We start from the raw sequence: 26,060 nt of genomic DNA, 5'->3' as shown, positions 1-26,060 counted from the left end.
TTCGCCGAGCCAGTCAATCCGAAAGGCAAAGTGAAGTCAATAGCGAACACGTAGCCGCTCAGCGTTTATTTTTCAGGCTTTTTTTAACACTTGCGTGCCAATGCAGGCGCCACAAGGCCTGGAATCATGAAGATTTGATGAACGGCGTTTAGAATTTTTTACATGGCAGTTGTTAATTAAAATCAACGAGGCTAAGCTCCGGAAAAGCTCGTTCAAGTGTCAAACTTCGAGGTGAATAAAAATGGCATTCAAGCCATTGATCGGCGTTACTGCGTGCGTCAAACAGATTGGCCTGCACCCTTATCACATCAGCGGCGACAAGTACGTACGTGCTGTCAGCGTTGGCGCTCAGGGTCTTCCAGTGGTCATTCCTTCCCTTGGCAAACTGACTGAAATCGAAGACCTGCTCGGTCAACTCGACGGTCTGTTGCTGACCGGCTCACCCTCGAACGTGGAGCCCTTCCACTATCAAGGTCCGGCCAGCGAACCCGGTACGGATCACGATCCGGCGCGGGACGCCACTACCCTTCCTTTATTGCGTGCAGCCATTGCGGCGGGCGTTCCGGTACTCGGCATCTGCCGTGGCTTCCAGGAAATGAACGTGGCCTTCGGCGGCAGCCTGCACCAGAAGGTGCATGAGTTGCCGGGCATGCTCGATCACCGCGAAGCCGACAGCCCGGACGTAGCCGTGCAATACGCACCGGCGCATGCCGTCACGGTGCTGGCCGGTGGCGTGTTCGAAGCGCTGGCGTTGCCGGGCGAGTTCCAGGTCAACTCGATTCACAGTCAGGGCATCGACCGCCTCGCGCCCGGCCTGCGTGCCGAAGCCGTGGCGCCGGATGGCCTGATCGAGGCGATCTCGGTCGAGCACAGCCCGACCTTTGCCCTTGGCGTGCAATGGCACCCGGAATGGCAGGTGCTGGACAACCCGAACTACCTGAAGATTTTCCAGGCGTTCGGCGCGGCTTGCCGGCAACGGGCGGCGCGACGCAACCAGCGCTGACACCACCCAGGATTTCAAAACTGTTTACTGCCCCCACGGGGTCGGCGGCGGCGCGCGTGCGCATCCGTCATCCGTGAAAACAACAACCGTAATAACAACAAGTACGACCCAGGCAGCCAGGACGGCGGCGCCGACCAAGCCGGATGGCAGGAGCAAGACCGTCAGATCAATGCAAAACCCTGTGGGAGCGAGCTTGCTCGCGAAAGCGGTGTGTCAGGTAACAACGATGTCGGCTGACACGACGTCTTCGCGAGCAAGCTCGCTCCCACAGGGGGATGTGATCCAACCGGGAATGCACCTGCAGGCTTGCAATCCACTTAAGCCCGGCCACGTTGGCCGAGCGAACGAAACCTGTTGGGAGTTTCACATGGCAAACGCCTCCAGCACTTACCGGAAGGCACTTGAAGGCCACCAGCAACCGAAAAAGGTTCTGGTGAAAGTCGATCGTGTCACCAAGAAGTTCGACGAAACCACGGCTGTGGACGATGTGTCCCTGGAGATCCATCAGGGCGAAATCTTTGCCCTGCTCGGTGGCTCCGGTTCGGGCAAATCGACCCTGCTGCGCATGCTCGCCGGTTTCGAACGGCCGACTGAAGGGCGGATTCTGCTCGACGGTGTGGACATCACCGACATGCCGCCGTACGAGCGGCCGATCAACATGATGTTCCAGTCCTACGCGCTGTTCCCGCACATGACTGTGGCGCAGAACATTGCCTTCGGCCTCAAGCAGGACCGTTTGCCGGCCAGCGAAATCGACGCCCGCGTCGAAGAGATGCTGCGCCTGGTGCACATGACCCAATACGCCAAGCGCAAACCCCATCAGTTGTCCGGCGGTCAGCGCCAGCGCGTTGCCCTCGCCCGCTCCCTGGCGAAACGTCCGAAGCTGTTGCTGCTCGACGAACCGATGGGCGCACTGGATAAAAAACTGCGCTCACAGATGCAGCTGGAACTGGTGGAGATCATCGAGCGCGTTGGCGTGACCTGCGTGATGGTGACCCACGACCAGGAAGAAGCCATGACCATGGCTGAGCGCATCGCGATCATGCACCTCGGCTGGATCGCCCAGATCGGCAGCCCGGTGGACATCTATGAAGCGCCGGTCAGCCGCATGGTTTGCGAATTCATCGGCAACGTGAACGCTTTCGACGGCACCGTGGTGGAAGACCTTGAGGGTCACGCGATCATCCACAGCCCGGACCTGCAGCAGAAGATCTATGTCGGTCACGGCGTCAGCACTTCGGTGCAGGACAAGTCGATCACCTACGCGATCCGTCCGGAAAAAATGCTCGTCAGCACCATCAAACCCGAAGTCCGCTACAACTGGTCCGAAGGCAAGGTGCATGACATCGCCTACCTCGGCGGCCACTCGGTGTTCTACGTCGAGCTGCCCGGCGGCAAGATCGTCCAGTCGTTCATGGCCAACGCCGAACGCCGTGGCGCGCGTCCGACCTGGGACGACAAGGTCTACGTCTGGTGGGAAGACGACAGCGGCGTGGTACTGCGCTCATGAGAACCTTCAATCAGCAATTCCTGCGCCTGGTGCCCAGCGGGCGAAAGTTCGTCATCGGCATCCCGTTCATCTGGCTGTTCCTGTTCTTCATGCTGCCGTTCTTCCTGGTGATGAAGATCAGCTTCTCGGAAGCCGCGCTGTCGATCCCGCCGTACTCGGAGATCTACACCTACGCCGAACAGAAATTCCAGCTGATGCTCAACATCGGCAACTACACCATGCTCGGCGAAGACGAGCTGTACCTGTCGGCCTACCTCGGTTCGCTGAAGGTCGCGGCACTGAGCACGATGATGTGCCTGGTGATCGGTTTCCCGATGGCCTACGCGATCACCAAAGCGAGCAAGGAAGCGCAAAACGTCCTGCTGCTGTTGATCATGATGCCGACCTGGACCGCGATCCTGATCCGCGTTTACGCGTGGATGGGCATCCTCAGCAACAACGGTCTGCTCAATGCGTTTCTGATGTGGACGGGGCTGACCGATCACCCGATCGAGATCCTCAACACCAACACCGCGGTGTATATCGGCGTGGTGTATGCCTACCTGCCATTCATGGTGCTGCCGTTGTACGCCAACCTGGTGAAGCACGATGGCAGCCTGTTGGAAGCGGCGTCGGATCTGGGTTCGAGCAACTTCAACAACTTCTGGAAAATCACCGTGCCGCTGGCCAAGAACGGCATCATTGCCGGCTGCATGCTGGTGTTCATTCCGGTGGTCGGCGAGTTCGTGATTCCGGAACTGCTGGGTGGCCCGGAGACGCTGATGATCGGTCGCGTGCTGTGGCAAGAGTTCTTCAATAACCGCGACTGGCCGGTGGCGTCTGCCCTGGCGGTGGTGATGCTGTTGATCCTGATTGTGCCGATTCTGCTGTTCAACCGCAGCCAGGCCAAAGAGATGGAGGCACGGGGATGAAACGCTTCGGTTTTTCCAAGTTCATGTTGATCTTCGGCCTGATGTTCATTTATCTGCCGATGCTGATTCTGGTGATCTACTCGTTCAACGCCTCGAAACTGGTGACGGTGTGGGGCGGCTGGTCGGTGAAGTGGTACGTCGGCCTGCTCGACAACACGCAACTGATGGGCTCGGTGGTGCGCTCGCTGGAAATCGCCTGCTACACCGCGATTGCCGCGGTCGCGCTGGGCACCCTCGCCGCCTTCGTGCTGACCCGCGTGACACGCTTCAAGGGGCGTACGCTGTTCGGTGGTCTGGTGACGGCGCCGCTGGTAATGCCTGAGGTGATTACCGGTCTGTCGCTGTTGCTGCTGTTCGTGGCGATGGCGCAGTTGATCGGCTGGCCGCAGGAGCGTGGCATCGTCACCATCTGGATCGCTCACACCACGTTTTGTGCAGCCTATGTGGCGGTGGTAGTCTCCGCCCGCCTGCGTGAACTGGATCTGTCGATCGAAGAAGCCGCGATGGATCTGGGGGCCAAGCCGTTCAAGGTGTTTTTCCTGATCACCATTCCGATGATCGCGCCGTCGCTGGCAGCTGGCGGGATGATGTCGTTCGCCCTGTCGCTGGACGATCTGGTGCTGGCGAGCTTCGTCTCCGGCCCGGGTTCGACCACGCTGCCGATGGAGGTGTTCTCGGCGGTGCGTCTGGGCGTGAAGCCTGAGATCAACGCTGTTGCGAGCCTGATTCTGCTGGCGGTGTCGCTGGTGACTTTCCTCGTCTGGTACTTCGGCCGCAAGGCAGAAGCCAGCCGCAAGAAAGCGATTCAGGAAGCGATGGATCAGACGGCGAATGAGGCGTGGCAGCAGCCGCAACGCGCCGCCACCGCCTAAGCAACAACGATGAACACTGTGGTGAGGGGATTCATCCCCGATCGGCTGCGAAGCAGTCGCCAAACCATTGCATGCGGTGTCCCTGTTACACCGCAAGTGCCTGGCTTGGGGCCGCTTCGCGACCCATCGGGGATAAATACACTCACCACAGCAAGCTCCCTCGCCACAGGTTTTACGTACACCCGATGTGTGTTTTTGAATAAAAAGAATGGAGTTTCACCGATGAAAATGTTTGGCAGGACTCTGCTGACACTGTCCTTAATGGGCGCAATCGCCACGGGCGTCCAGGCCAACGACAAGGTGCTGCGTGTTTACAACTGGTCCGATTACATCGCGCCGGACACCGTCAAGAAGTTCGAAGACGAGACCGGCATCCGCGTGACCTACGACGTGTTCGACAGCAACGAGACCCTCGAGGCGCGTTTGCTGGCGGGTAAATCCGGCTACGACATCGTCGTGCCGTCCAACAGTTTCCTGGCCAAGCAGATCAAGGCCGGGGTCTATCAGCCGCTCGACAAATCCAAGCTGTCGAACTGGAAGAATCTCAACCCGGTGCTGTTGAAAAACGCCGCCGCCAGTGATCCGGACAACGCCCACGCGTTCCCGTACATGTGGGGCTCGATCGGCATCGGCTACAACCCGGACAAGGTCAAGGAAGTGCTCGGCGCCAACGCCCCGACCAACTCCTGGGACCTGCTGTTCAAACCGGAGAACGCCGAGAAGCTCAAAGCCTGCGGCATCAGCTTCCTCGATTCGCCGACCGAAATGATTCCGGCCGCCCTGCACTACCTGGGCTACCCGGTGAACGACAAGGACAAGGCGCACATCCTCGAAGCCGAAGCGCTGTTCATGAAGATCCGCCCGTACGTGGCGTACTTCCATTCCTCGAAGTACATCTCGGACCTGGCCAACGGCAATATCTGCGTGGCGGTCGGTTACTCCGGTGACGTGCTGCAGGCCAAGGCCCGCGCGGTGGAGGCCGGTAACAAGGTGCAGATCGACTACAGCATTCCGAAGGAAGGTGCCGGCAGCTTCTACGACATGGTCGCCATCCCGCGTGATGCGGCGAACGTCGACAACGCCTACCTGTTCATGAACTTCCTGATGCGCCCCGACATCATCGCCGAGATCACCAACAGCAACGGTTACAGCAACGCCAACGCGGCCGCCACGCCGCTGGTGGACGAAGCGATCCGCAACGATCCGGGTTCGTATCCGTCGCAGGCGGTAATGGCGACGTTGTATGCGGTGCCGGATCAGCCGATTGCCACCCAGCGGATCATGACCCGCGGCTGGACCCGGGTGAAGCTCGGTAAATAGGCCAAGCGCAGATCCAAATGTGGGAGCGAGCTTGCTCGCGAAAGCGGTGCGTCAAGCCACACAGATGTTGAATGAGCCGACGCCTTCGCGAGCAAGCTCGCTCCCACAGGGGCGGTGTTCACTCGCAGAATCATTGGTTTCCCGTTCACGCAGCGCCTTACCACCGCTGCACCCTGCAATGAACGGCCTCACCTGGCTCCCTCGGCTCAGGTGAATTTCAGGCGCCCTCGGGCGCCTTTTTTTGTGGCTCAGATCAGTGGCCAATCCTGCAGAATCCGGTAGCGGCCCTTGTGCGATTCGAACAGGGCGAAGCGCTCGGCACGCAGGAAGAATTCCGGCGGCGTGGTGGATTCCGGCTCTTCTGCCCGATAGTCCCGAGCCAAGGTCAGGTGCGGGCGAAACTCGCGTGGTGATTCTTCGAAACCGAACGGCAGCATTGCCTGCTCCAGCGCATACACCAGACGCAACAAGGCCGGCGGGGCCTGCTCCGGCGCCAAAGACAGAATCCCGGCGCGATGCCAGACCTGCAGCCGATCCAGCGCAATCCGCAACGGCTCACCCGGCGTACGCACCTTGCCGGCGGCCTCGCAGACCTCATGGATCCGCGCCAGCGGCACGGCGCCGAGGAACAACAGCGTCAGATGAAAGTTATCCGCCGGCACCGGTTTACCAGTGCGCAGGCCCAGATCGCCGCGCCATTGGGCTATGGCCTTGCGCTGCGGTGGCGCACAGTCGAGGGCGAAAAACAGTCGCTTGAACGGTTCATCCCTGCGCGCATCATCGGTCATGGCCCTGCTCCTTCGCTCATCGATCAGCCGATTCTACACAGCCTTCTCTGACGACTGGCGACACCCGGCTATAGTTCAAGGATTGCCATCGAACCGGAGACCGCCATGCGCGAGATCCTCAGCAAAGAACCGTGGTGGGCCAGGCCACCCAGCCCCGGGCAAGATGAAACCGAACTGGAATGGGGCTGGCTGGTGCATTACAGCGAGGGTGAACCGCGTTTCGAATTCGTCCGCGAACGGCCGACGGAAGAACAAATCCGCAACCGCAAAGGCTGCCGGATCACCCCCTCTGCAGAGTGACCACAATTTCCTGTAGGAGTGAGCCTGCTCGCGATGGCGGTGGGTCAGCCATGAAGATATTGGCTGTACCGACCTCTTCGCGGGCAAGCCCGCTCCCACAGGGTTTCGCAGGATGACGACAATCGTGCGCACACCACAGCTCCAGGGTGGGAGCGAGCTTGCTCGCGAAAGCGGTGGGTCAGCAATGGAGATATTGGCTGTGCTGACGCCATCGCGAGCAGGCTCACTCCCACACGGAATCGGGTGGGTTTCAGGATTGAAGAAGGTTCTTGAAGCCCCCAAAGATCATGCGCTGACCATCAAACCCCATCGGGTTGACGTCCGGTTGCATGCGCGGGTCTTCCATCATTTTCGCCATGCCGGCATCGCGGGTGGCCTTGTCGGGCCAGATCAGCCAGCCGGCCGAAACCGTCTCGCCCTCCTTGAGTTTTACCGCCATCGGAAATGACGTGACTTTGCCCTCCGGCACGTCATCGCCCCAGCACTGCACCACCTCCTTCGCTCCGTATTCCTTGAACAGTTTCTCTGCGATCTCACAATGTTTTTTGTACTGCTCGCGGTTGGCATTCGGCACAGGCGCGACAAAGATATCGATGTAAGACATGTTCATTCTCCTTGTACGTTGGGTTCGATCTGCCGGGTAGTCGATTGCGGCGGCTGCCATTCGACACGATTCACACCCAGCCCGACCGACGGTTGCTCTGTACCACCAAGGCTGCCCTCGACTTGCCCGGCAATATGCAACGTACCGGCCATGACCCCGGTGGTCGGGTTCTGCAGCAGTTTCGCCCAGGCCTTGTCGAAGGTGCTGCCCAGGCTGCTGCGAATCAGCGCTTCGCTGTCGGGCCGGTCGTTGGCCTGGATGATCGCGCGGATGCCCGCCACGCCGATCGAGATCACCCCGCCGACCAACTTGCCCGCTGCGGCCGCCACGGCACTGGCGGCACCGCGCGGGGCCATTTCCGCTTCCATCCGCTGGCTGGCGCGCTTGGCCACAGGCGCCATGCCGGCGTCGGTCGAGGCGATGCCCTTGCTGCCGCCCTCGGTGTGGATCTTGTCGATCAGCGCGGCATACGCCGGCAAGGTGTTCAGCGGCTCGGTGCTGATGACCTGATACAGCGAAGCATCACGCGCCGGCGGCGGCCCGAGGGCGATGGCCGGAACCTTCTGCAGCTGTCCGTTGAGTTGCGCAACCGGCACGCCATAGCGCTGGGCGATGAGCGGCATCTGCTGGGCCATCAGTTGCGCATAGAACGCCGTGGCCTGCCCGAGGATCGCGTCCGGATCGATCTCCACCGCCACCGGCGCCAGCACTCTTTCCTGATATTGCTCAAGCAGATAGCTCGCCAGGCGCTTGGCCGACGCATCCTGCTCGCCGCCGGCACTGATGGTGTACCAGCTGACCTTCATCGACAGCCATTCCTGGGTCCAGTAGCTGCTGAACCACGGAATGAAATTTTCTTCAGTTTGCTGATAGACGCGAGTACGCCAATGTTCCATCGAGCCACGGGCAAATACTTTGACTTGCTCGGTGGATTGCTGCGAGGCGCTGAGGATGTCGCGGTCGATCTGCTGCCAGGTGGCGGGTGACACCACCACGGCCGACGGCGCCACCGGGGCCTTGGCCGAGGTGGCGCAGCCAGCCAGCAGACACAGTGCGGCGACGACCAGCGCACGCAGGTTCACGGTGGTGAGGTCCTTGAATGGAGGAAAACAGATTTGAGTATAGGTGCGGGTATTGGGCCGCTTGTCGGTTGTGGCCGACTGGTCCCACTTTGAAATGCCATCCCCTTGTGGGAGCGAGCTTGCTCGCGAAAACGGTGTATCAGGCAACAACCATGTCGACTGAAACGACGCATTCGCGAGCAAGCCCGCTCCCACCGGGGGGAACATCAACCATCAACGCCATCGATATTCACCATCGCCACGTTTGCCTTCCGCCCGCCGCCCGGCGAAGGCACGATTCACCCATCCGAGACGCAACGAGGAGTAACCATCATGATTCGCACCATCACCCTCTCCGTGAGCTTCCCGGTGTTCGGCAGCAACTACTACGACCAGCAGGTCGTCTCGCGCAAGTCCCAAGTGCTGCTGTTCAACGAAGATTTCGACGATGTGCTGATGCCCGCCGCAAGCAATCACTTCAGCAATGAAGTGGTCGGCATCAACGATCAGTTCCGCTTTCTGAGCGACATACTCGCCACCCATTTGCTGGATCTCGAGGCCACCGCGCCTGCGCAAACCAGCGTCCGGGCGAGCGCTCATTTTTAATCACCGAGGGCGTTCCCGTTGCGGGAACGCCCTTTTGATTCCTACTCAGTCATCGTCGCGATCACGATAGTAACGACGCCCGTCGCGACGACCATCGTCGCGGTCATCCCAACGTCGGTCGTGGTCGTCATAGCGCCCATGATCACGGTCGTAATGTCGTCCGTGGCGATGATCATCATCAAAATCCGCCACACAGCCAGCCAGCAAAACAGCGGCGGATATCGTCAACAGCAAGGTTGTTGCACGCTTCATTCAAACTTCCCTAACACCAAGGTCTTGACCACGGAACGGCTGTCACTGCCCGCGCCTTCAGGACGCAGTGCGCGCAGCCGCTGATACGACCGGACAAACGGACTTTGATTCACTGCCCGGGCACGACCGTTGATCGGCCCGCCGCCTGCATCCGGGCAGCGGCGAAATGCCACCTATACTGCTGCTTAGCGACTCCCACGCAACGGATCTGCGCCTCGATAACAACAAGCAGAGGTGGACCATGGTCTGGCAGCAAATTTACGACCCGTTCGGCAACCCGTTGATCTCCACGCTCATGGCCGCGGTGCCGGTGGTGGTGATGCTCGCGGCGCTGGCGTTCTTTCACGTCAAGGCGCATCTGGCTGCGTTGCTCGCCCTTGCTTCAGCGTTGCTGATTTCGATCTTCGCCTTTGGCATGCCGGCGAGCATGGCCGGTTCGGCGGCGCTGTTCGGCGCCGCCAATGGTTTGCTGCCGATCGGCTGGATCGTGCTCAACATCATCTTTCTGCACCGCCTGACCACCGAGAACGGCTCGTTCAAAGTGCTGCAGGATTCTCTGGCGCGGATCACCGATGACCGGCGTTTGCAGTTGCTGTTGATCGCGTTCTGCTTCGGTGCATTTTTCGAAGGCGCGGCCGGGTTCGGTACGCCGGTGGCGGTGACCGGGGCGATTCTGATCGGCCTCGGTTTTTCGCCGTTGGCCGCCTCGGGTCTGGCGCTGATTGCCAACACCGCCCCGGTGGCGTTCGGCGCCCTCGGCACGCCAATCATCACCCTGGCCAAGGTCACCGGGCTGGACGAGATGGAGCTGTCGATGATGGTCGGTCGGCAGTTGCCGTTTTTCTCGGTGCTGGTGCCGTTCTGGCTGATCTGGGCGTTTGCCGGGTGGCGCAAGATGCTGGAGATCTGGCCGGCGATTCTGGTGGCCGGAGTCAGCTTCGCCGTGCCGCAATTCCTCGTGTCGAACTATCACGGGCCGATGCTGGTGGACGTGATCGCCGCGCTGATTTCCATGGCCTGCCTGACCCTGTTTCTGCGGGTCTGGAAACCGGCGACGGTGTACACCTCGGCCGCCCTGTCCGGGCGGGTCGACAACTCCAGGGTCGAGGAAGAAACAGTCACCGCCAGCGCCGCCTTCAGCGATCAGGCGCGCCCGGCGGTGATGCGTGCGTGGATGCCGTGGATCATCCTCACCGTGTTCGTGTTTGCCTGGGGCACCCAGGGCTTCAAGAACATCTTCGACGTGCGCCCGGCGCTGGACCCGGTGACGCATTCGGTGAAGCTCGATCCGCAAGGCAAGCCGTTGAGCGAGGCCAACCCGATTTTCTCGCCGGCGCTGACCTTCACCACCCTGCACCTGCAAGTGCAGAAAGTCCCACCGGTGGTGCCGGCGCCGAAAGCCGAGGAAGCGATCTACAAGTTCACCTGGTTCACTGCCACCGGCAGCGGCATCCTGCTGGCGGCGATTGTCGGTGGGCTGCTGATGGGCTATTCGATTCCGCAGTTGATCAAGCAATACCTGCGCACGCTTTGGGTGGTGCGGTTTTCGCTGATCACCATTGCCGCGATGCTGGCGCTGGGGTTTCTCACGCGTTATTCCGGACTGGACGCCACCATGGGTCTGGCGTTTGCCGCGACGGGAGTGTTTTACCCGATGTTTGGCACCCTGCTCGGCTGGCTCGGCGTGGCATTGACTGGCTCGGACACGGCCTCGAACGTACTGTTCGGCGGGCTGCAACGGGTGACCTCGGAACAGCTGGGCATCAGCCCGGTGCTGATGGCAGCGGCCAACAGCTCCGGCGGGGTCATGGGAAAAATGGTCGATGCGCAATCGATCGTGGTCGCCTCCACCGCCACTCGCTGGTATGGGCATGAGGGCGAGATTCTGCGCTACGTGTTCTTCCACTCGATCGTGCTGGCGGTGCTGGTGGGCGGGCTTGTCACCCTGCAGGCGTATGTGGCGCCGTTCACGCACATGGTGGTTGGCGGGCATTAAACACAATCCCTGTGGGAGCGGGCTTGCCCGCGATGGCGGTGTGTCATTCAGGCAATGCTGACTGACACGACCTCATCGCTGGCAAGCCAGCTCCCACAAGGTTAATCATCGCCAGCCAATTGATGAGCCATACGCATAACTCTATAGCGCAAATCCGCAAAAACCTTTTCCCCTCCTCGCAGGTCATTCCAAGAACGAGACCGGCAAACATGCCGGCGCGCCCCTATGGGCCCTTCAATCCCTGCCGTCCTGATTAAGCCAGAGAGGAATCGAAGCATGACGATTTCCCGACGAAGATTCCTGATCCTCGGCGCGGTGACCGCCGCCGCGTTTGCAATGCCCCCCTTCATCAGCCTCAAGGCCTACGCGGCCAGTCTGGAGCAACCCGCCATGGCCAAACTGACGATCAACGTCAACGGTAAACCCCAAGCCCTTGAGGTCGACAACCGCACCACCCTGCTCGATGCCCTGCGCGAACACTTGCACCTGACCGGCAGCAAAAAAGGCTGCGACCACGGCCAGTGCGGCGCCTGCACGGTGATCGCCGACGGCCGGCGGATCAATTCCTGCCTGACGCTGGCGGTCATGCACGAAGGCAGTGAAATCACCACCATCGAAGGCCTCGGCATGCCCGACACGCTGCACCCGATGCAGGCCGCATTCATCAAGCATGACGGCTACCAGTGCGGCTATTGCACGCCGGGGCAGATCTGTTCGGCAGTGGCAGTGCTCAAAGAAATTCGCGAGGGCATTCCCAGCCACGCCAGCCCGAGCCTGACCGAAGCGCCGCAACTGATTGCCAGCGAATTCCAGGAACGCATGAGCGGCAACATCTGCCGCTGCGGCGCCTACTCCAACATCATCGAAGCCATCACTGAAGTCGCGCAGGTGCCAGCATGAGAGCGTTCAATTACAGCCGCGCCGACTCCCCCGCCGCAGCCGCCACGCTGGCGGCGCAGGTCGAAGGCGCGAAGTTCATCGCCGGCGGCACCAACCTGCTGGACCTGATGAAACTCGACATCGAAACCCCGCTGCACCTGATCGACGTCAACCACCTGGGGCTTGATCAGATCGAAGCCACGCAGGAAGGCGGGTTGCGCATCGGCGCGCTGGTGCGCAACACCGATCTGGCCGCCGACAGCCGCGTGCGCAAGGATTACGCGTTGCTCTCCCGCGCCCTGCTCGCCGGCGCTTCCGGCCAGTTGCGCAACATGGCGAGCACCGCCGGCAACCTGCTGCAACGCACTCGTTGCCCGTATTTCTATGACCTCAATCAGGCCTGCAACAAACGCCAGCCCGGCAGTGGTTGCGCGGCGATTGGCGGAGTCAGTCGGCAACTGGGGCTGATCGGCGTCAGCGATGCGTGCATCGCCACCCATCCCAGCGACATGGCGATTGCGATGCGCGCCCTCGATGCGCAGATAGAAACGGTCAAACCCGATGGCAGCACGCGCAGCATTGCCATCGCCGATTTCCATCAATTGCCGGGCAACACACCCAATGTCGAAACCAGCCTGACTGCCGGCGAGTTCATTACGGCGGTGACCCTGCCCGCGCCAGTCGGTGGCACGCACATTTACCACAAGGTGCGCGATCGCTCGTCGTATGCCTTCGCGCTGGTGTCGGTCGGTCTGATCCTGCAAAAGGACGGCAGCGGCCGTGTGGCGGTCGGTGGCATTGCGCCGAAACCGTGGCGGGTCGAAGACGCCGACGCGTTGCTGCCCAAAGGCGCAGAAGCCGTCAGCGAACGCTTGCTCGACGGCGCCACGCCGACCCACGACAACCAATTCAAACTGACCCTGGTCGAGCGCACGCTCGGCTCGGTGTTGGCGCAAGCGAGGGATGAAGCATGAAGTTCGACACGCCCGCCACCACCAACCCGATTGACCAGCTCAAGGTCGTCGGCAAACCCACCGACCGCATCGAAGGCCCGCTGAAAACCAGCGGTCAGGCGCCATATGCCTACGAGCAGCACGAGGCCGTGGCGAATCAGGCTTACGGTTTCATGGTCGGCTCGGCCATCGCCAAGGGCCGCATCAGCCACATCGATCTGAACGCCGCCGAAGCCGCGCCCGGCGTGCTTGCAATCGTCACCGCCGCCAATGCCGGCAAGCTCGGCAAGGGCAAATACAACGCGGCACCGCTGCTGGCCGGGCCAGAGGTGCAGCACTATCACCAGGCCGTGGCGCTGGTGGTCGCCGAAACCTTCGAACAGGCCCGTGCCGCAGCGCAATTGGTCAAGGTCGATTACGTCGCGGCCAAAGGCGAGTTCGAGCTGGCCAACGTGCGCGACCAGGGTGTCGAAGACGACGAGTTGCCTGACGTCACCCACGGCGATTTCGACAAGGCCTTCGCCGCCGCGCCGGTGCAGTTCGACCAGACCTACACCACCCCGGACCAGTCCCACGCGATGATGGAGCCGCACGCGACCCTGGCCGCGTGGAAAGGTGATCATCTGACGTTGTGGACCTCCAACCAGATGATCGCCTGGAGCGTCGGCGACGTCGCCACCACCCTCGGCCTGCCCAAGGAAAACGTGCGCCTGATCTCGCCTTACATTGGCGGCGGCTTCGGCGGCAAACTGTTCATTCGCGCCGACGCGATCCTCGCCGCCCTCGGTGCGCGCCTGGCCAACCGCCCGGTGAAAGTCGCCCTCGCCCGCCCGCAAATGGCCAACAACACCACCCACCGCCCGGCCACGATCCAGCGCATTCGGATGGGCGCGACGGCGGACGGCAAGCTCAGCGCCATCGCTCACGAAGGCTGGTCGGGCAACCTCAAGGACGGCAAGGTCGAAGTCGCCGCGCAGCCGAGCCAGTTGCTTTATGCCGGGGAAAACCGCCGGGTGACCATGCGCCGGGCGCCACTGGATCTGCCCGAAGGCAACTCCATGCGCGCGCCGGGTGAAGCGCCGGGGTTGATGGCGCTGGAGATCGCCATGGACGAAATGGCCGAGCAGCTCAAGCTCGACCCGGTGCAGTTCCGCATCCTCAATGACACCCAGGTCGATCCGGTGAAAACCGAGCGTCCGTTCTCCCAGCGGCGCCTGATCGAGTGCTTGCAGACCGGTGCCGAGAAATTCGGCTGGAACCAGCGCAACGCCACACCCGGCAGTCGTCGTGAGGGTCGCTGGCTGATCGGTATGGGCGTCGCCGCCGCGTTTCGCAACAATTTGCTGCTGAAATCCGGCGCGCGGGTGCGGCTGGAGCGCGACGGCAAGGTCACGGTGGAAACCGACATGACCGACATCGGCACCGGCAGCTACACCATCATCGCCCAGACCGCGGCCGAGATGATGGGCGTACCTCTGGCGGATGTGGCGGTGCATCTGGGCGATTCGAACTTCCCGGTGTCGTCCGGCTCCGGCGGCCAGTTCGGCGGCAATTGCTCGACTGCCGGGGTGTATGCCGCGTGCATGAAACTGCGTGAAGCGGTGGCGACGAAGCTGGGCATGAGCGGTGGTGACGTCGAGTTCGCCGACGGTCAGGTGCGCGCTGGCGGCAAGGCCCTGCCGCTGCGTGATGCAGCAAAAGATGGCGTGGTCGAGGCCGAGGACAGCATCGAATTCGCCGACCTCGCCAAGCAGTATCAGCAGTCGACTTTCGGCGCGCATTTCGTTGAAGTTGCGGTGGATGCAGCGACCGGCGAAGTCCGCGTGCGGCGCATGCTGGCGGTGTGCGCGGCGGGACGGATTCTCAACCCGAAAGCCGCACGCAGCCAGGTGATCGGCGCGATGACCATGGGCGTCGGCGCCGCATTGATGGAAGAGCTGGCGGTGGACAAACGGCTGGGCTTCTTCGTCAATCACGACCTGGCCGGATACGAGGTGCCGGTACACGCCGACATCCCGCATCAGGAAGTGATTTTCCTCGATGAGACCGACCCGATTTCATCGCCGATGAAAGCCAAGGGTGTGGGTGAACTGGGAATTTGCGGCGTGAGTGCGGCGGTGGCGAATGCGATCTACAACGCCACCGGGGCGCGGGTGCGTGAGTATCCGATTACGCTGGACAAGATTCTCTCTTCCTTGCCGCCGATGATCTAGTCATCTGCACATTCAAGCCCTCTCCCCAATCGATATGGGGTGAGGGCTTCGGTAGCGCACTAGCATGGGGTGCTAGGTGTCGAGGATGCGGAAGTTACTCCGATCTTGGGTATTGTGCCGCACTCACCTGCTCCATCCACTCCACCACTTCACCCTCCAGCACCTCGGCAATCGCAATGTGCGTCATCGCCGTGGTCGGCGCGGCGCCATGCCAGTGCTTCACCTGCGGCGCAATCCACACCGTATCGCCAGGGCGGATCTGCCGAACCGGCTGACCCCACTCCTGCACAAAACCTGAACCGGCGGTGACGATCAGCGTCTGACCCAACGGATGGGTATGCCACGCCGTACGTGCGCCGGGCTCGAAGGTCACCGTTGCGCCGCTGACACGCGCGGCATCGCTGCCCTTGAACGGCGCGTCAACACGCACAGTGCCAGTGAACCAGTCTGCCGGGCCTTGGGCCGAGGGTTGCGAGCCGTTGGGAGTAACAATGACGCGCGGGGATTCGTTGGCCTGGGCCTCACCCGCAAGTAAGGACAGGGTCAGTGCAGAAGCGGCAATCGGATTCATGGCGATGGTCTCCGGTGATCAATAGCCGCACTTTACCGAGCCGAACTCTTCAGATAATCGACTAGAATTCAAAAAAACTTATGCAGGACACTCATTAATGCTTCGAGAAAACGCCAGTGACCTGCTCGCCTTCCTCGCGGTGGCCCGCGAGCGCAGTTTCACCAAAGCGGCAGCCAGACTCGGCGTCTCGCAATCGGCGCTCAGCCATACCATTCGCGCCCTTGAAGCGCGTCTGGGCCTGCGCCTGCTGACCCGCACCACCCGCAGCGTCTCCCCTACCGAGGCCGGCGAACATTTACTGCAAACCATCGGCCCGCGCTTCGAAGAGATCGAACAGGAACTGGCGGCCCTGAGCAACCTGCGCGAAACTCCGGCCGGCCGGATCCGCATCAGTGCCACCGATCATTCGCTGAACTGGCTGCTGCGCCCGGTGCTCAAGGAATTTCTGCCCCAATACCCGGACATCGCCGTCGAGGTGATCTGCGATTACGGTTTCGTCGACATCGCCGGACAAGGCTTCGACGCCGGCATACGCCTGGGCGAAGACGTGGCCCAAGGCATGATCGCCACGCGCATTGGTCCGGACATGCGCATGGCGGTGGTCGGCTCCCCGGCCTACTTCGCCAACCGCACTCGCCCGGTAACACCAAGAGATTTGACTGACCATGCCTGCAACAACCTGCGCCTGCCCACCAACGGCGGGCTCTACACCTGGGAATTCGAGAAGGGTGACGAAAACCTCAAGGTGCGGGTGGCCGGGCAAGTCACCCTGAACGGCGTCTACCCGCTGCTCGACGCCGCACTCGACGGTTTTGGTCTGAGTTACATCCCGGAAAACATCGTCGCGCCGTATCTCGCCGACGGGAGCCTGGTGCAAGTGCTGGCAGACTGGTGCCCGACGTTTGCCGGTTACCACCTGTACTACCCGAGCCGACGCCAAGCCGCGCCCGCGTTTGCGCTGTTGGTGGAGGCGTTGCGGTATCGCGGGTGAAAAACCTGACGGGACCTATCATTTTTATAGCAACCCGCCGCCCCCCACTGGGCTTTCGCCTTTTTGTTCGCGGCCTCCAGAGAGCTGGCGGTGACAGTAGTATTTTGCCCGCGCTGCATTCCAAGACAGATGTATTCGGCACTCGCGGCGTAAGCGCCCAATGACATCAACAGAAAGCATACCGCAACGCGACCGACGAGCCTGTTGGCTGAAGCGTTCATGATCTGCCTGCTTTATTCAAGCCAGTGAATCTGCATGATCATGTGCTGAGGTCGCCCTTCCAACTGTCAGACCTGACAGTCTTTCAGACGCGTTCGCGATAAAGCTGCGCGTTAAAGCCTTGATCTGTCACAGATGGATCAGCCCAACAGCGCAATCAACTGATGCCGCTGCGCATCGGTGAGCATCGGCCCGAATCCGGCCCCGGCGTTGTCGGCCATGTAACGCGGATTGCCGGTGCCGGGAATCACGCAGGTCACCGCTGGGTGCGACAGTAGAAACTTCAGCGCCAGTTGTGCCCAGCTGTTGACCTGCACGTCTGACACCCACGCCGGCAGCGGCTTGCCCTTGAGCCGCGCGAGCAACCCGCCTCCACCAAACGGCCGATTGCAGATCACCGCCACCCCGCGCTCGCGGCACAGCGGCAGAATGCGTTTTTCCACGCCACGGTCGTCGAGGGCGTAGTTGATCTGCAAAAAGTCGAGCTGTTCGGCCTTGAGTGCAGCTTCGACTTCATCGTAGGCCGACGGCGTGTAATGGGTGATGCCGATGTAGCGGATGCGGCCCTGGGCTTTCCACTCGCGCAGGGTTGGCAGATGGGTTTGCCAGTCCAGCAGGTTGTGGATCTGCATCAGGTCGATGCGTTCGGTGCGCAGCAGGCTGAAGGATTGCTCCATCTGCGCGATGCCCTCCTGGCGCCCGCGTGTCCACACCTTGGTCGCCAGAAAGGCCGGCGAGCGTGGTTCGTGGATCGACAACAACTCGCCAGTGGTTTGCTCGGCGCGGCCGTACATCGGTGAGCTGTCGATCAGCGTGCCGCCCTTTTTGAACAGCTCGTCGAGCACTGCCGGCAATTGCTTGTAGGCGGTGTCGCCGGGCGCGACGTCGAAGCCGCGATACGTGCCCAGGCCCACCATGGGCAGCCGCTCGGAGCTTGAAGGGATGGCGCGGGTCTGCATGGTCTGGTCTCCTGCCTGGCTCGGCGTAGTGGCAGTCGGCGGCGTGGCGGTGGCCAGCGCCCGGTCGAAGGTGAAGACCGCCGAAACCCCGGCAGCCAGCGTGAGCAATCGGCGACGGGAGCAACCCTCAGTGTGGCTCATGCTGGTTCCCCTGCTGCGTGAATCTGTTGCACGTTGTGTGCGACGCCTGCCCGTCCGCTGCGCTGGACTACACTGCGACAGCGAACACCCGCGCCCCGTTAAAGTTAGCCGAATGTCCAGAACGCTGATGTCACTCGTCGCCTTGCTCATCGCCCTCTACCTGTTGCTGTGCGCAGCGCTGTTCATTTTTCAGCGCTCGCTGATCTACTTTCCCCAATCCGGCAACGCCGTTACCGCGCCGGATTCCCGGATGAAACTGGCGATGCCGGATGCAGATGTCTGGGTGACCGTTCGCGAGCATGCCGGGCCGAAAGCGCTGATCTACTTCGGCGGCAATGCCGAGGACGTGTCGCGCAATCTGCCGTCGTTCAGTGAGGCCTTTCCCGATTACGCGGTGTTTTTGCTCAACTACCGGGGGTTCGGCGGCAGTGGTGGTTCACCCTCCGAAGAAGCGATTGCCGAAGATGCGCTGGCGTTGTTCGATCAGGTGTACGCCAGCCATCCGCAGATCGCCGTGATCGGACGCAGCCTGGGATCGGGGGTGGCGGTGCGATTGGCCAGTCAGCGCCCGGCGACACAGCTGATTCTGGTAACGCCGTACAACAGCCTCGAAGAACTCGCCGTCCGGCAATACCCGTGGGTGCCGGTGAAGTGGCTGCTCCGGGATCGTTTCGAATCGGGCCGCTACGCCGCGCACGTTCGCGTACCGACCTTGCTGCTGGCGGCCAGCGATGACGAGGTGATTCCACGGGCCAGCACACAGCGGCTGCTGGAGAGTTTCCCCAAAGGCGTGGCGACCCTGCGGGTGGTGCCGGATTCGGGGCACAACTCGATTTCCGAGCGGGTGCAGTATCTGCGGTGGATGCAGGAAGTGCTTCATCGCTGATGGCTGTTTATTGCATTGTCTGGACTGGCCCCTTCGCGAGCAGGCTCGCTCCCACAGACGAACGCATTGCAAAGGTGGAAGCGAGCCTGCTCGCGAAGACGCCAGTGCAGACAACCCCAATCCAGGATTGCCCTGCCCTCCTTTTTAAAATGCGATCCCCTGTGGGAGCGAGCTTGCTCGCGAAGGGGTCAGTGCAGACAGCACAAAATCCGGCTCGCCTGCCCCGCATCAGCCCCGCAAAAAAGCCAGGTGGCCAGCATGAACCAAGTCCGAAAAGCCCAGTCCTAGTGGCGCCGCAATTCGCGACTGCCCACTTCAGCACTGTCCTTTTCCCAGAGCCTGCCGTCCCATGCGCCATGCCGTTCGCTCATCACGCTTCGTTTCGCTGTGCCTGCTGATCCTTGCCCCACTGTTCACCGAGACCGCCCACGCCAGCGAAGACCGACAATTGGTGGCCGCGATCAACGACTACCGCGCCCACCCGCAACGCTGCGAACGCCGCCCGGTCCAGCGCCTGGCACCACTGGCGCTGAAATCGAATCTGGTGCTGCCGATCGGCTATGGCTACGGCGGTGGCTTGCGCGAGACCTTGAAGTCCTCGGGGTATTCGGCGGTGGCAGTGCGCAGTATCCGCATTATCGGTGCCGGGGACGCCGAGGAAGCCTTCGAACAGTTGCAAGACCGCCACTGCAGCGCGCTGCTCGACGCCCAGTACGCCGACATCGGCGTCAGCCATTCGCGCGGTGAATGGCAAGTGGTGTTGGCGCAACCGGTGCTCGACAGCCGTGTCGGCGACAACCGCAGCGTCGGCAAGGCGCTGCTCGCCGAGGTCAACGCTGCCCGTGCACGCCCACGGATGTGCGGACGCCAACGCTTCGCCGCCGCCCGTCCGCTGAGCTGGAACCCCGCGCTGGGCGCCGCCGCGCAAGGACACAGCAAGGCCATGGCCTACGGCAACTACTTCGCCCACCGCGACCCGGACGGCGACCTCCCGGCGGATCGCGCCCGGGCGGCGGGTTATCGGGGGCGGCAGATCGGCGAAAACATCGCCGCCGGCCAGAGTTCACCGGGCAAGGCGATGGCTGGATGGCTGGCCAGCCCCGGGCATTGCGCCAACCTGATGAACCCGATGTTCACTCAGGTCGGTGCCGGATTCGCCAGTGAGGCGCGCAGTGATGAAGGGGTTTACTGGACGATGGTGTTTGGTGCGCCTTGATTTTCGGGGTTGATGCGGCTGGCCCCTTCGCGAGCAAGCTCGCTCCCACATTGGTTCAGCGTAAACCGGACCCAATGTGGGAGCGAGCCTACTCGCGAAGGGGTCGGTACGGACAACATCAATCACTCGGGCCGCCGCACTATTTGTAATCGGAAAAGTATGAAATCGAGACCTTCGCCGGATCTCAAACAAGCAATCCGGCGCTCTTCAGCAGCTCATGCAATCCCTTTGGAACCAATGACCCGTGCTCGCTGAAACTTGCACTGTCATGCCAACGGATGATGAAGGGAGCCCCGTCGCTTTCATGGCCATGAATTTGCGCACGTTCATACGTGCGAGGATCGGCAAACGTCGCATCGTAGACCTGGACAATCTCATGCCCCGGTTTGCCGTTGTAGACGAACAGACTTTCAAGTGTGCCGAGCAGTCGTAAGTCGGACATGGACAGGCCCAGCTCCTCCTGGACTTCACGCACAATAGCCTCGGCACTGGTCTCGCCGAATTCGATACCACCGCCAACAGGCCGAAAACAGATTTGCTGGCTGACCGGGTCACGAAATTCGTTGACCAGAATTTTGCCGTTATGGTGAAAAACACAGATTGCGAGCGCGCGAATACGTCGTTCGTCCATGGGATGAGGTCCGTTTACAGATGTGAGGCGCAGAATTTAACCACGATTCGCGCTGCACATCTGTGGACGCCTAATGCAGCAGGTCACCTCAGACCGGAGAGATCGTCGCGAGCATTCCGATCAGAATGGTCAACGTCAGAAACCCACCCAGGAAAATCGCCATCTTGTTCATGCTGCTCTCCTCAATACCGAGCTTGCGGTGCACCGGGCGCTTCGGGATGAAGGACTGCCGCAGGTGACCGGACTGCAGGGCCATTTTGATCGCCTGACTGAACCGGAAACAGAGGCAGATCCAACAGAAATATACGGATCAGATGCCCATCTGATCCGCTCTGCCCATAGCCCGGTATTCAGATCGGCACACGAAGGTTCGTAATCCGCCGCTTTGAACTAGAGTGATTGCCGTCGCGTGAAGAACAAAAACAACCCAGGAGTGGTCAATGTCCGAACTGAACCTGCACCCCAACGCCGCCGAATCCCTGAAGCGCTGGCACGAGATGATCCGCACCGGCAATCTCAAGGCCTTGCCCGAACTGCTCGACCCGAACGCGGTATTCCGCTCGCCCATGGCCCACTCGCCTTACCCCGGCGCGTCAGTGGTGACGATGATCCTCAACACCGTGTTCAACGTATTTGAAGATTTCAGATACCACCGTGAACTGGTGACTGCCGATGGCTTGAATGTGGTGCTGGAGTTCAGTGCCAGGGTAGGGACGAAAGAGTTGAAAGGCATCGACATGATTCGCTTTGATGAGAGCGGGAAAATTGTCGAGTTCGAGGTGATGGTGCGGCCATTGAGCGGATTGCAGGCTCTCGGCGAAGAGATGGGGCGGCGGCTTGGCGCCTACCTGGCAAGCGCGAAACCACAGTAGGATCAGGCGCCCCAAAAAAAGCCCACTGACCATTACCGGTTCAGTGGGCTTTTGCGTATCTGGCGTCTAGTTACAGCGCCATGTCACGTGCAGCATTTTCCTTCGGTGCTTCAGCTTTTTCAGCTGCAGGTGCGGCCGGAGCAGCAGCCTGACCAATCACCGGAGGGGTTGGCAGTTCGAGGATCTTGGCGGTGTACGCCCACTCTTGTGCCACTTTGGCCGGATCGTTGTTCAGCTGGGTGCCGTAGCTTGGCACGATCTGGTGCAGCTTGGCTTGCCACTCAGGGGTGGCGACTTTGTCTTTGAAGACTTTCTGCAGCACGCTCAGCATGATCGGTGCAGCGGTCGACGCGCCTGGCGATGCGCCCAGCAGGCCGGCGATGGAGCCGTCTTGTGCAGCAACGATTTCGGTGCCCAGTTTCAGCACGCCGCCAGCGGCTTCATCACGCTTGATGATTTGCACGCGTTGGCCGGCCTGCCACAGGCGCCAGTCTTCGGCTTTGGCGTTCGGGAAGTATTCCTTCAGCGCGTTCAGACGGTCTTCATCCGACAGCATCAGTTGACCGGCCAGGTACTCGACCAGCGGGTATTCCTTGATGCCGACCTTGGTCATCGGCCAGATGTTGTGGGTGGTGGTGCTGGTCAGCAGGTCCAGGTACGAGCCTTCTTTGAGGAACTTGGTGCTGAAGGTCGCGAACGGGCCAAACAGGATGACGCGCTTGCCGTCCAGAACACGGGTGTCCAGGTGCGGAACCGACATCGGTGGTGCGCCAACCGAAGCCTTACCGTAGGCCTTGGCCAGGTGCTGCTCGGCGATGGCCGGGTTATCGGTCACCAGGAACGAGCCGCCAACGGGGAAGCCAGCGTATTCCTTGGCTTCAGGAATGCCCGACTTCTGCAGCAGGTGCAGAGCGCCGCCACCCGCGCCGATGAACACGAACTTGGCGTCGGTTTCGGTCTTGGTGCCGTCTTTCAGGTTTTTGTAGCTGACGCGCCAGGTGCCGTCGGCGTTCTTGGTGATGTCTTCGACTTCACTCGACAGCTTCAGGTCGAAGTTAGGCTTGGTCTGCAGGTAACCGGCGAACTGGCGGGTGATTTCGCCGAAGTTCATGTCGGTGCCCAGCGGGCTCCAGGTGGCCGCGATTTTCTGGTTCGGGTCACGCCCTTCCATCATCAGCGGGACCCACTTCTTGATCACAGCCGGGTCTTCGGAGTACTGCATGCCGGCGAACAGCGGGCTCGCTTGCAGGGCTTCGTAGCGCTTTTTCAGGAACTTGATGTTGTCATCACCCCACACGAAGCTCATGTGCGGCGTGGTGTTGATGAACGAGCGAGGGTTCTTCAGAACGCCTTGCTGAACCTGCCAGGCCCAGAACTGACGGGAGACCTGGAACGCTTCGTTGATCTCGACGGCTTTCGGGATCGTCACGTTGCCTTTGTCGTCTTCCGGGGTGTAGTTCAGCTCAGCCAGGGCGGAGTGACCAGTACCGGCGTTGTTCCAGCCGTTGGAGCTTTCCAGGGCGACGCCATCGAGACGTTCGACCATTTCCATCGACCAGCTCGGTTCCAGCTCATTGATCCACACACCCAGGGTGGTGCTCATGATGCCGCCGCCGATCAGCAGAACGTCGACTTTCTTTGCTTCTGCAGCATTGGCGGACGACATCCCCATCGCCAAAGCCAGCCCGAGCAAGGCTGTGTTCACTTTCTTAAACATCCGTTGCACCTATGATAAAACGCCTTCCGCCCGCCGCTGTTGTGGGTATGAGGGCCTTTTGTCGCGACACTCAGGCCAGGGTCGCGGACACCTTCACACTGCAATTTTGACGGGTGGGCACACAAGGCCGACGTACCGCATCGACCTCAGTTAATGTCCCTTCTGAACTGACTTTTTATCATTATTGGCTTCAGCTACTTGAGCGACAGGGATTCCGTCAGCCTGCCAAACGGCAAGCAAACTGAATAAGGTCAAACCAAGTTGGCGCGAAGAATATCACGTCAGGGCAAACCCGCGCGTCTGTTCCCGACTTGAGAGTCTTTTTCCGCTGTGGGCGTTATCGGCCGGTTTGGGCTGAACATGATCCGCAAACCTGTGGTTGCTGGACTGGCCCCATCGCGAGCAGGCTCAATCCTACAGGGAATGGGCAGCTCGCGATGGCGGCACTACAACCGAAACCGATCCACCGATTGCGCCAGCGCCCCCGCCAGGCTTGACAGCTCATCGGTAGTATTGGCCGTCTGCCCGATCACTTTGCTGTTGCCCTCGGACATCCCGGCGATCATTTCCACCTGATGGGCGATTTCGTTGCTGGCATGACTTTGCTCGCCAATGGTGCGGGTGATGTCGTTGACCAGTTGCGTGGTGCTGAGGGTGGCGTCGAGGATTTCGCGAATCGCCCGTTCGACTTCAGCGGTGACCGCCATGCCCTTGTCGACCTGGGCCACGCCGGCTTCCATGCTGCTGACCGCTTCGCGGGTACTGTGCTGGATGCGTGCGACCATCGCAGCGATTTCCTGGGTTGAGGCGCTGGTGCGTGCCGCCAGGCTGCGCACTTCGTCGGCAACCACGGCAAAGCCTCTGCCCTGCTCGCCGGCCCGCGCCGCTTCGATGGCCGCGTTGAGTGCCAGCAGGTTGGTCTGGTCGGCAATGCTCTTGATCACCTGAATGATGTTGAAGATGCCTTCGGATTCCTGATCCAGCGTACGGATCACCTGCGCCGACTGTTGCGCCGAGCGGGCGATGTCGTCCATGTCGCTGACCACCTGATGGATCACCTGCCCGCCGCTCTTGGCCAGCGATTCGGCCTGATTGGCCATGCCCAGCGCGCGTTCGGCATGACGAGTGATTTCCTCGATACTGGCGGTCATCTGGCTTGCGGCGGCGGCCATGGTGCCGGCGGCGGCGCTTTGCTGCTGACTGCTGTCGGCGACCTGATGGCAGCCGTGGCTCAGTTGCTCGCTCATGCCGCTGACCCCATGGGCATTGCGCCGAACGACGTCGATCATGTTGCGCAGGTCGCGCTGCATGGTCGCCAGACTGCGGATGAGCGTGCTGGCCTCATCCTTGCCGCGCGGTTCGCTGATCGGCTCGCTGAGATTGCCGTGGGCGATGCTTTGCGCAATATAGTTGGCGGATTTCAGCGGCCCCATGATGCTGCGGGTCACCCAGCGCCCTTGCGCCAATAACAGCAGCAGACTGGCGAGCAACACCACGCCGAGGGCGATGTTGGCGTTGCGAATGGCGCTTTCGGTCGCCTGGCTGGTATTACGGGTGTTGCTTTCGATCAGTTCGCTGAGGGCCGCCATCTGCTCTTCGAGCTGACTGAAGGCCGCATTGAACGTGCCCAGCTCCCGTTGCGCGCTGTCCGGGTTGTCCAATGCCAGGCCGACGATGCGTTCAGCCGCCGCGATGTAGGTATCCAGGCTGGGCTTGACGTGTTCCAGCGCAGACTTGATCGTCGGGTTGACCGGCAATTTGAGGTTTTCTTCCAGCACTTCGCGAAAATGCGTGGCGTGTTCGTTGATCGAATCACGCACTTCGGCTGCCGTGCCGGTACTTTTGCCCAGGCCCACCAGCATCGCCGAATACACGTCGGCTCGCAGTGCATCGTGCATCATGTCGGCTTCCATGTGATTGCGCAGCGCGGTCATGCTCACCGCGTTGTCGTTCACCGCTGCGGACATGCGCGTATTCCCCACATAGCTGACCAGACTCACGATCAGCGCCGTCAACAGACTGGTTGCAATCAGCAGCAGCAAACGCAATTTGATCGACACCGTGGGTTCCTCCCCTGAGGCGCGCCGAATGCGCCTTTCAGGATTTCAGTTAAGCTTATTTGTGCAGATGTGCCGCTTCAGAGCGTTTCAACAAGTATCCGCGTGTTCAAACGGAACTCCGGCAAAGGTCGCACCTCTGAGATTATGTAGTCCTTCCTTTTTGCTTCGCGCTTGTGGAGGAACATCGTCATGCGCAAGTTAGTGCTCATTTCTTCTCTCCTGCTCTGCCTCCCTGTCGGCTCGGCGCTGGCCCGCGTCGATGCTGGCGATGTCGCCACCTCGGCGGGCGTTTCCGCGTCGCTGTACTCGACCTTCAAGGATCACAAAATGGTGATCCCGGCGCGCGACGACCTGTCAGCGTTCGTCGCCAGCGGCGGGGCCATCCGTGGGGTTTATCTGGAGTCGGTGCTGCAACAGGTGCGACACGACAACCCCGGCCTCAATGCCAGCGATGAAGACCTCGCCAATGCGATTCTGGTGCATTACGAAGGCCTGAATCAGTAGTTGCCAGGGACGCAGCGGCCGATGG

General features: G+C 61.2%; 26 protein-coding genes and 1 pseudogene. 16 read left to right on the top strand and 11 right to left on the bottom strand.

Features of this window, described 5'->3' with window-relative positions; genetic code table 11:
* Nucleotides 1-241: 241 nt before the first annotated feature.
* The 5 genes from PMI25_RS24460 to PMI25_RS24440 all read left to right on the top strand — a co-directional run bounded on the left by PMI25_RS24460 (nt 242) and on the right by PMI25_RS24440 (nt 5,616).
* Entirely contained in the window at nt 242-1,003 is a 762-nt protein-coding gene (locus PMI25_RS24460; protein WP_007962458.1) for a gamma-glutamyl-gamma-aminobutyrate hydrolase family protein, read from the top strand.
* Between the two features lie 367 nt (nt 1,004-1,370).
* Nucleotides 1,371-2,513 carry a polyamine ABC transporter ATP-binding protein gene (gene potA / locus PMI25_RS24455; RefSeq protein ID WP_007962457.1) on the top strand — a complete coding sequence of 381 codons (1,143 nt, stop codon included), beginning with the start codon at nt 1,371-1,373 and terminating at the stop codon, nt 2,511-2,513.
* 29 nt (nt 2,514-2,542) lie between these two features.
* Nucleotides 2,543-3,424 carry an ABC transporter permease subunit gene (locus tag PMI25_RS24450; protein WP_371260449.1) on the top strand — a complete coding sequence of 294 codons (882 nt, stop codon included), beginning with the start codon at nt 2,543-2,545 and terminating at the stop codon, nt 3,422-3,424.
* Nucleotides 3,421-4,296, top strand: coding sequence for an ABC transporter permease subunit (locus PMI25_RS24445; RefSeq protein WP_007962456.1), 876 nt, complete (start codon nt 3,421-3,423; stop codon nt 4,294-4,296). The genes PMI25_RS24450 and PMI25_RS24445 overlap by 4 nt, the downstream gene beginning before the upstream one ends.
* Nucleotides 4,297-4,518: 222 nt before the next feature.
* The gene (locus PMI25_RS24440; protein WP_007962454.1) at nt 4,519-5,616 is read left to right on the top strand and encodes a polyamine ABC transporter substrate-binding protein; all 1,098 of its coding nucleotides are present in this window, start codon (nt 4,519-4,521) and stop codon (nt 5,614-5,616) included.
* Nucleotides 5,617-5,864: 248 nt separating this feature from the next.
* Here the strand turns inward: PMI25_RS24440 and thpR are convergent, their stop codons facing one another.
* Nucleotides 5,865-6,404 carry an RNA 2',3'-cyclic phosphodiesterase gene (thpR, locus tag PMI25_RS24435; RefSeq protein WP_007962452.1) on the bottom strand — a complete coding sequence of 180 codons (540 nt, stop codon included), beginning with the start codon at nt 6,402-6,404 and terminating at the stop codon, nt 5,865-5,867.
* Between the two features lie 105 nt (nt 6,405-6,509).
* Between thpR and PMI25_RS24430 the strand changes: the two genes are divergently transcribed.
* Nucleotides 6,510-6,704, top strand: coding sequence for a hypothetical protein (locus PMI25_RS24430; protein ID WP_007962450.1), 195 nt, complete (start codon nt 6,510-6,512; stop codon nt 6,702-6,704).
* A gap of 250 nt (nt 6,705-6,954) precedes the next feature.
* On the opposite strand, the gene PMI25_RS24425 is transcribed toward PMI25_RS24430, so the two are convergent.
* Nucleotides 6,955-7,308: a DUF1428 domain-containing protein gene (locus PMI25_RS24425; RefSeq protein WP_007962449.1), complete on the bottom strand. Its 354-nt coding sequence runs from the start codon at nt 7,306-7,308 to the stop codon at nt 6,955-6,957.
* A 2-nt stretch (nt 7,309-7,310) separates the two neighbouring features.
* Nucleotides 7,311-8,390 (bottom strand): hypothetical protein, encoded by a 1,080-nt coding sequence (locus PMI25_RS24420; protein WP_007962448.1) that lies wholly within the window; start codon nt 8,388-8,390, stop codon nt 7,311-7,313.
* Nucleotides 8,391-8,702: 312 nt separating this feature from the next.
* Here PMI25_RS24420 and PMI25_RS24415 point away from each other — a divergent pair, with 312 nt between their 5' ends.
* Entirely contained in the window at nt 8,703-8,975 is a 273-nt protein-coding gene (locus tag PMI25_RS24415) for a hypothetical protein (protein WP_007962447.1), read from the top strand.
* A gap of 45 nt (nt 8,976-9,020) precedes the next feature.
* Here the strand turns inward: PMI25_RS24415 and PMI25_RS28315 are convergent, their stop codons facing one another.
* Nucleotides 9,021-9,227 carry a hypothetical protein gene (locus PMI25_RS28315; RefSeq protein WP_081755234.1) on the bottom strand — a complete coding sequence of 69 codons (207 nt, stop codon included), beginning with the start codon at nt 9,225-9,227 and terminating at the stop codon, nt 9,021-9,023.
* 241 nt (nt 9,228-9,468) lie between these two features.
* On the opposite strand from PMI25_RS28315, the gene PMI25_RS24410 reads away from it, so the two are divergent.
* The 4 genes from PMI25_RS24410 (at nt 9,469) to paoC (ending at nt 15,268) form a co-directional block, all read left to right on the top strand.
* Nucleotides 9,469-11,223, top strand: coding sequence for an L-lactate permease (locus PMI25_RS24410; protein ID WP_007962445.1), 1,755 nt, complete (start codon nt 9,469-9,471; stop codon nt 11,221-11,223).
* A 276-nt stretch (nt 11,224-11,499) separates the two neighbouring features.
* Entirely contained in the window at nt 11,500-12,123 is a 624-nt protein-coding gene (gene paoA, locus PMI25_RS24405) for an aldehyde dehydrogenase iron-sulfur subunit PaoA (RefSeq protein ID WP_007962443.1), read from the top strand.
* On the top strand, nt 12,120-13,076 hold the full coding sequence (locus tag PMI25_RS24400) for an FAD binding domain-containing protein (RefSeq protein WP_007962442.1): 957 nt from the start codon (nt 12,120-12,122) through the stop codon (nt 13,074-13,076). Before paoA ends, PMI25_RS24400 begins: the two co-directional genes overlap by 4 nt.
* Nucleotides 13,073-15,268: an aldehyde oxidoreductase molybdenum-binding subunit PaoC gene (gene paoC / locus PMI25_RS24395; protein WP_007962441.1), complete on the top strand. Its 2,196-nt coding sequence runs from the start codon at nt 13,073-13,075 to the stop codon at nt 15,266-15,268. The genes PMI25_RS24400 and paoC overlap by 4 nt, the downstream gene beginning before the upstream one ends.
* Before the next feature lie 94 nt (nt 15,269-15,362).
* On the opposite strand, the gene PMI25_RS24390 is transcribed toward paoC, so the two are convergent.
* The gene (locus PMI25_RS24390; protein WP_007962440.1) at nt 15,363-15,839 is read right to left on the bottom strand and encodes a (R)-mandelonitrile lyase; all 477 of its coding nucleotides are present in this window, start codon (nt 15,837-15,839) and stop codon (nt 15,363-15,365) included.
* A gap of 97 nt (nt 15,840-15,936) precedes the next feature.
* On the opposite strand from PMI25_RS24390, the gene PMI25_RS24385 reads away from it, so the two are divergent.
* Nucleotides 15,937-16,830 carry a LysR family transcriptional regulator gene (locus PMI25_RS24385; RefSeq protein WP_007962439.1) on the top strand — a complete coding sequence of 298 codons (894 nt, stop codon included), beginning with the start codon at nt 15,937-15,939 and terminating at the stop codon, nt 16,828-16,830.
* Between the two features lie 359 nt (nt 16,831-17,189).
* Here the strand turns inward: PMI25_RS24385 and PMI25_RS24380 are convergent, their stop codons facing one another.
* A complete protein-coding gene (locus PMI25_RS24380) occupies nt 17,190-18,149 on the bottom strand; it encodes an aldo/keto reductase (RefSeq protein ID WP_007962435.1) in 960 nt (319 codons plus the stop codon).
* 112 nt (nt 18,150-18,261) lie between these two features.
* Between PMI25_RS24380 and PMI25_RS24375 the strand changes: the two genes are divergently transcribed.
* Both PMI25_RS24375 and PMI25_RS24370 read left to right on the top strand, forming a co-directional pair.
* The gene (locus tag PMI25_RS24375) at nt 18,262-19,035 is read left to right on the top strand and encodes an alpha/beta hydrolase (RefSeq protein ID WP_045122182.1); all 774 of its coding nucleotides are present in this window, start codon (nt 18,262-18,264) and stop codon (nt 19,033-19,035) included.
* Between the two features lie 349 nt (nt 19,036-19,384).
* Nucleotides 19,385-20,251: a CAP domain-containing protein gene (locus tag PMI25_RS24370; protein WP_007962431.1), complete on the top strand. Its 867-nt coding sequence runs from the start codon at nt 19,385-19,387 to the stop codon at nt 20,249-20,251.
* 184 nt (nt 20,252-20,435) lie between these two features.
* Here PMI25_RS24370 and PMI25_RS24365 read toward each other — a convergent pair whose 3' ends face one another.
* Entirely contained in the window at nt 20,436-20,882 is a 447-nt protein-coding gene (locus PMI25_RS24365) for an NUDIX hydrolase (protein WP_007962430.1), read from the bottom strand.
* A gap of 88 nt (nt 20,883-20,970) precedes the next feature.
* On the bottom strand, nt 20,971-21,138 hold the full coding sequence (locus PMI25_RS29520; RefSeq protein ID WP_007962429.1) for a hypothetical protein: 168 nt from the start codon (nt 21,136-21,138) through the stop codon (nt 20,971-20,973).
* Between the two features lie 184 nt (nt 21,139-21,322).
* Here PMI25_RS29520 and PMI25_RS24360 point away from each other — a divergent pair, with 184 nt between their 5' ends.
* Entirely contained in the window at nt 21,323-21,754 is a 432-nt protein-coding gene (locus PMI25_RS24360; RefSeq protein ID WP_007962428.1) for a nuclear transport factor 2 family protein, read from the top strand.
* A 70-nt stretch (nt 21,755-21,824) separates the two neighbouring features.
* Here the strand turns inward: PMI25_RS24360 and mqo are convergent, their stop codons facing one another.
* The 3 genes and pseudogenes from mqo to PMI25_RS30030 form a co-directional block, all read right to left on the bottom strand.
* A complete protein-coding gene (mqo, locus tag PMI25_RS24355) occupies nt 21,825-23,471 on the bottom strand; it encodes a malate dehydrogenase (quinone) (protein WP_007962427.1) in 1,647 nt (548 codons plus the stop codon).
* Nucleotides 23,472-23,917: 446 nt separating this feature from the next.
* Nucleotides 23,918-24,643, bottom strand: a complete 726-nt coding sequence (locus PMI25_RS30035; protein WP_443200894.1) for a methyl-accepting chemotaxis protein — start codon at nt 24,641-24,643, stop codon at nt 23,918-23,920.
* A gap of 132 nt (nt 24,644-24,775) precedes the next feature.
* Nucleotides 24,776-25,531 (bottom strand): annotated as a pseudogene (locus tag PMI25_RS30030) (MCP four helix bundle domain-containing protein); the annotation flags it as partial.
* Nucleotides 25,532-25,720: 189 nt separating this feature from the next.
* On the opposite strand from PMI25_RS30030, the gene PMI25_RS24345 reads away from it, so the two are divergent.
* On the top strand, nt 25,721-26,035 hold the full coding sequence (locus PMI25_RS24345) for a DUF2388 domain-containing protein (RefSeq protein ID WP_007962425.1): 315 nt from the start codon (nt 25,721-25,723) through the stop codon (nt 26,033-26,035).
* The last annotated feature ends 25 nt before the right edge of the window (nt 26,036-26,060 follow it).

It is taken from the genome of Pseudomonas sp. GM30, assembly GCF_000282275.2.
In the GTDB taxonomy this organism is placed as follows: Bacteria; Pseudomonadota; Gammaproteobacteria; order Pseudomonadales; family Pseudomonadaceae; genus Aquipseudomonas.
Note: the sequence above shows the minus strand (reverse complement) of the source record. Positions and strands in the feature narration are given on the sequence as shown.

Excerpts from the sequence above, each read along its gene's own strand:
- PMI25_RS24460 (WP_007962458.1), top strand. The coding sequence starts at position 242 with ATGGCATTCAAGCCATTGATCGGCGTTACTGCGTGCGTCAAACAGATT.
- potA (WP_007962457.1), top strand. The coding sequence starts at position 1,371 with ATGGCAAACGCCTCCAGCACTTACCGGAAGGCACTTGAAGGCCACCAG.
- PMI25_RS24445 (WP_007962456.1), top strand. The coding sequence starts at position 3,421 with ATGAAACGCTTCGGTTTTTCCAAGTTCATGTTGATCTTCGGCCTGATG.
- PMI25_RS24440 (WP_007962454.1), top strand. The coding sequence starts at position 4,519 with ATGAAAATGTTTGGCAGGACTCTGCTGACACTGTCCTTAATGGGCGCA.
- thpR (WP_007962452.1), bottom strand. The coding sequence starts at position 6,404 with ATGACCGATGATGCGCGCAGGGATGAACCGTTCAAGCGACTGTTTTTC.
- PMI25_RS24430 (WP_007962450.1), top strand. The coding sequence starts at position 6,510 with ATGCGCGAGATCCTCAGCAAAGAACCGTGGTGGGCCAGGCCACCCAGC.
- PMI25_RS24425 (WP_007962449.1), bottom strand. The coding sequence starts at position 7,308 with ATGTCTTACATCGATATCTTTGTCGCGCCTGTGCCGAATGCCAACCGC.
- PMI25_RS24415 (WP_007962447.1), top strand. The coding sequence starts at position 8,703 with ATGATTCGCACCATCACCCTCTCCGTGAGCTTCCCGGTGTTCGGCAGC.
- PMI25_RS28315 (WP_081755234.1), bottom strand. The coding sequence starts at position 9,227 with ATGAAGCGTGCAACAACCTTGCTGTTGACGATATCCGCCGCTGTTTTG.
- PMI25_RS24410 (WP_007962445.1), top strand. The coding sequence starts at position 9,469 with ATGGTCTGGCAGCAAATTTACGACCCGTTCGGCAACCCGTTGATCTCC.
- paoA (WP_007962443.1), top strand. The coding sequence starts at position 11,500 with ATGACGATTTCCCGACGAAGATTCCTGATCCTCGGCGCGGTGACCGCC.
- PMI25_RS24400 (WP_007962442.1), top strand. The coding sequence starts at position 12,120 with ATGAGAGCGTTCAATTACAGCCGCGCCGACTCCCCCGCCGCAGCCGCC.
- paoC (WP_007962441.1), top strand. The coding sequence starts at position 13,073 with ATGAAGTTCGACACGCCCGCCACCACCAACCCGATTGACCAGCTCAAG.
- PMI25_RS24390 (WP_007962440.1), bottom strand. The coding sequence starts at position 15,839 with ATGAATCCGATTGCCGCTTCTGCACTGACCCTGTCCTTACTTGCGGGT.
- PMI25_RS24385 (WP_007962439.1), top strand. The coding sequence starts at position 15,937 with ATGCTTCGAGAAAACGCCAGTGACCTGCTCGCCTTCCTCGCGGTGGCC.
- PMI25_RS24380 (WP_007962435.1), bottom strand. The coding sequence starts at position 18,149 with ATGAGCCACACTGAGGGTTGCTCCCGTCGCCGATTGCTCACGCTGGCT.
- PMI25_RS24375 (WP_045122182.1), top strand. The coding sequence starts at position 18,262 with ATGTCCAGAACGCTGATGTCACTCGTCGCCTTGCTCATCGCCCTCTAC.
- PMI25_RS24370 (WP_007962431.1), top strand. The coding sequence starts at position 19,385 with ATGCGCCATGCCGTTCGCTCATCACGCTTCGTTTCGCTGTGCCTGCTG.
- PMI25_RS24365 (WP_007962430.1), bottom strand. The coding sequence starts at position 20,882 with ATGGACGAACGACGTATTCGCGCGCTCGCAATCTGTGTTTTTCACCAT.
- PMI25_RS29520 (WP_007962429.1), bottom strand. The coding sequence starts at position 21,138 with ATGGCCCTGCAGTCCGGTCACCTGCGGCAGTCCTTCATCCCGAAGCGC.
- PMI25_RS24360 (WP_007962428.1), top strand. The coding sequence starts at position 21,323 with ATGTCCGAACTGAACCTGCACCCCAACGCCGCCGAATCCCTGAAGCGC.
- mqo (WP_007962427.1), bottom strand. The coding sequence starts at position 23,471 with ATGTTTAAGAAAGTGAACACAGCCTTGCTCGGGCTGGCTTTGGCGATG.
- PMI25_RS30035 (WP_443200894.1), bottom strand. The coding sequence starts at position 24,643 with ATGGCCGCCGCCGCAAGCCAGATGACCGCCAGTATCGAGGAAATCACT.
- PMI25_RS24345 (WP_007962425.1), top strand. The coding sequence starts at position 25,721 with ATGCGCAAGTTAGTGCTCATTTCTTCTCTCCTGCTCTGCCTCCCTGTC.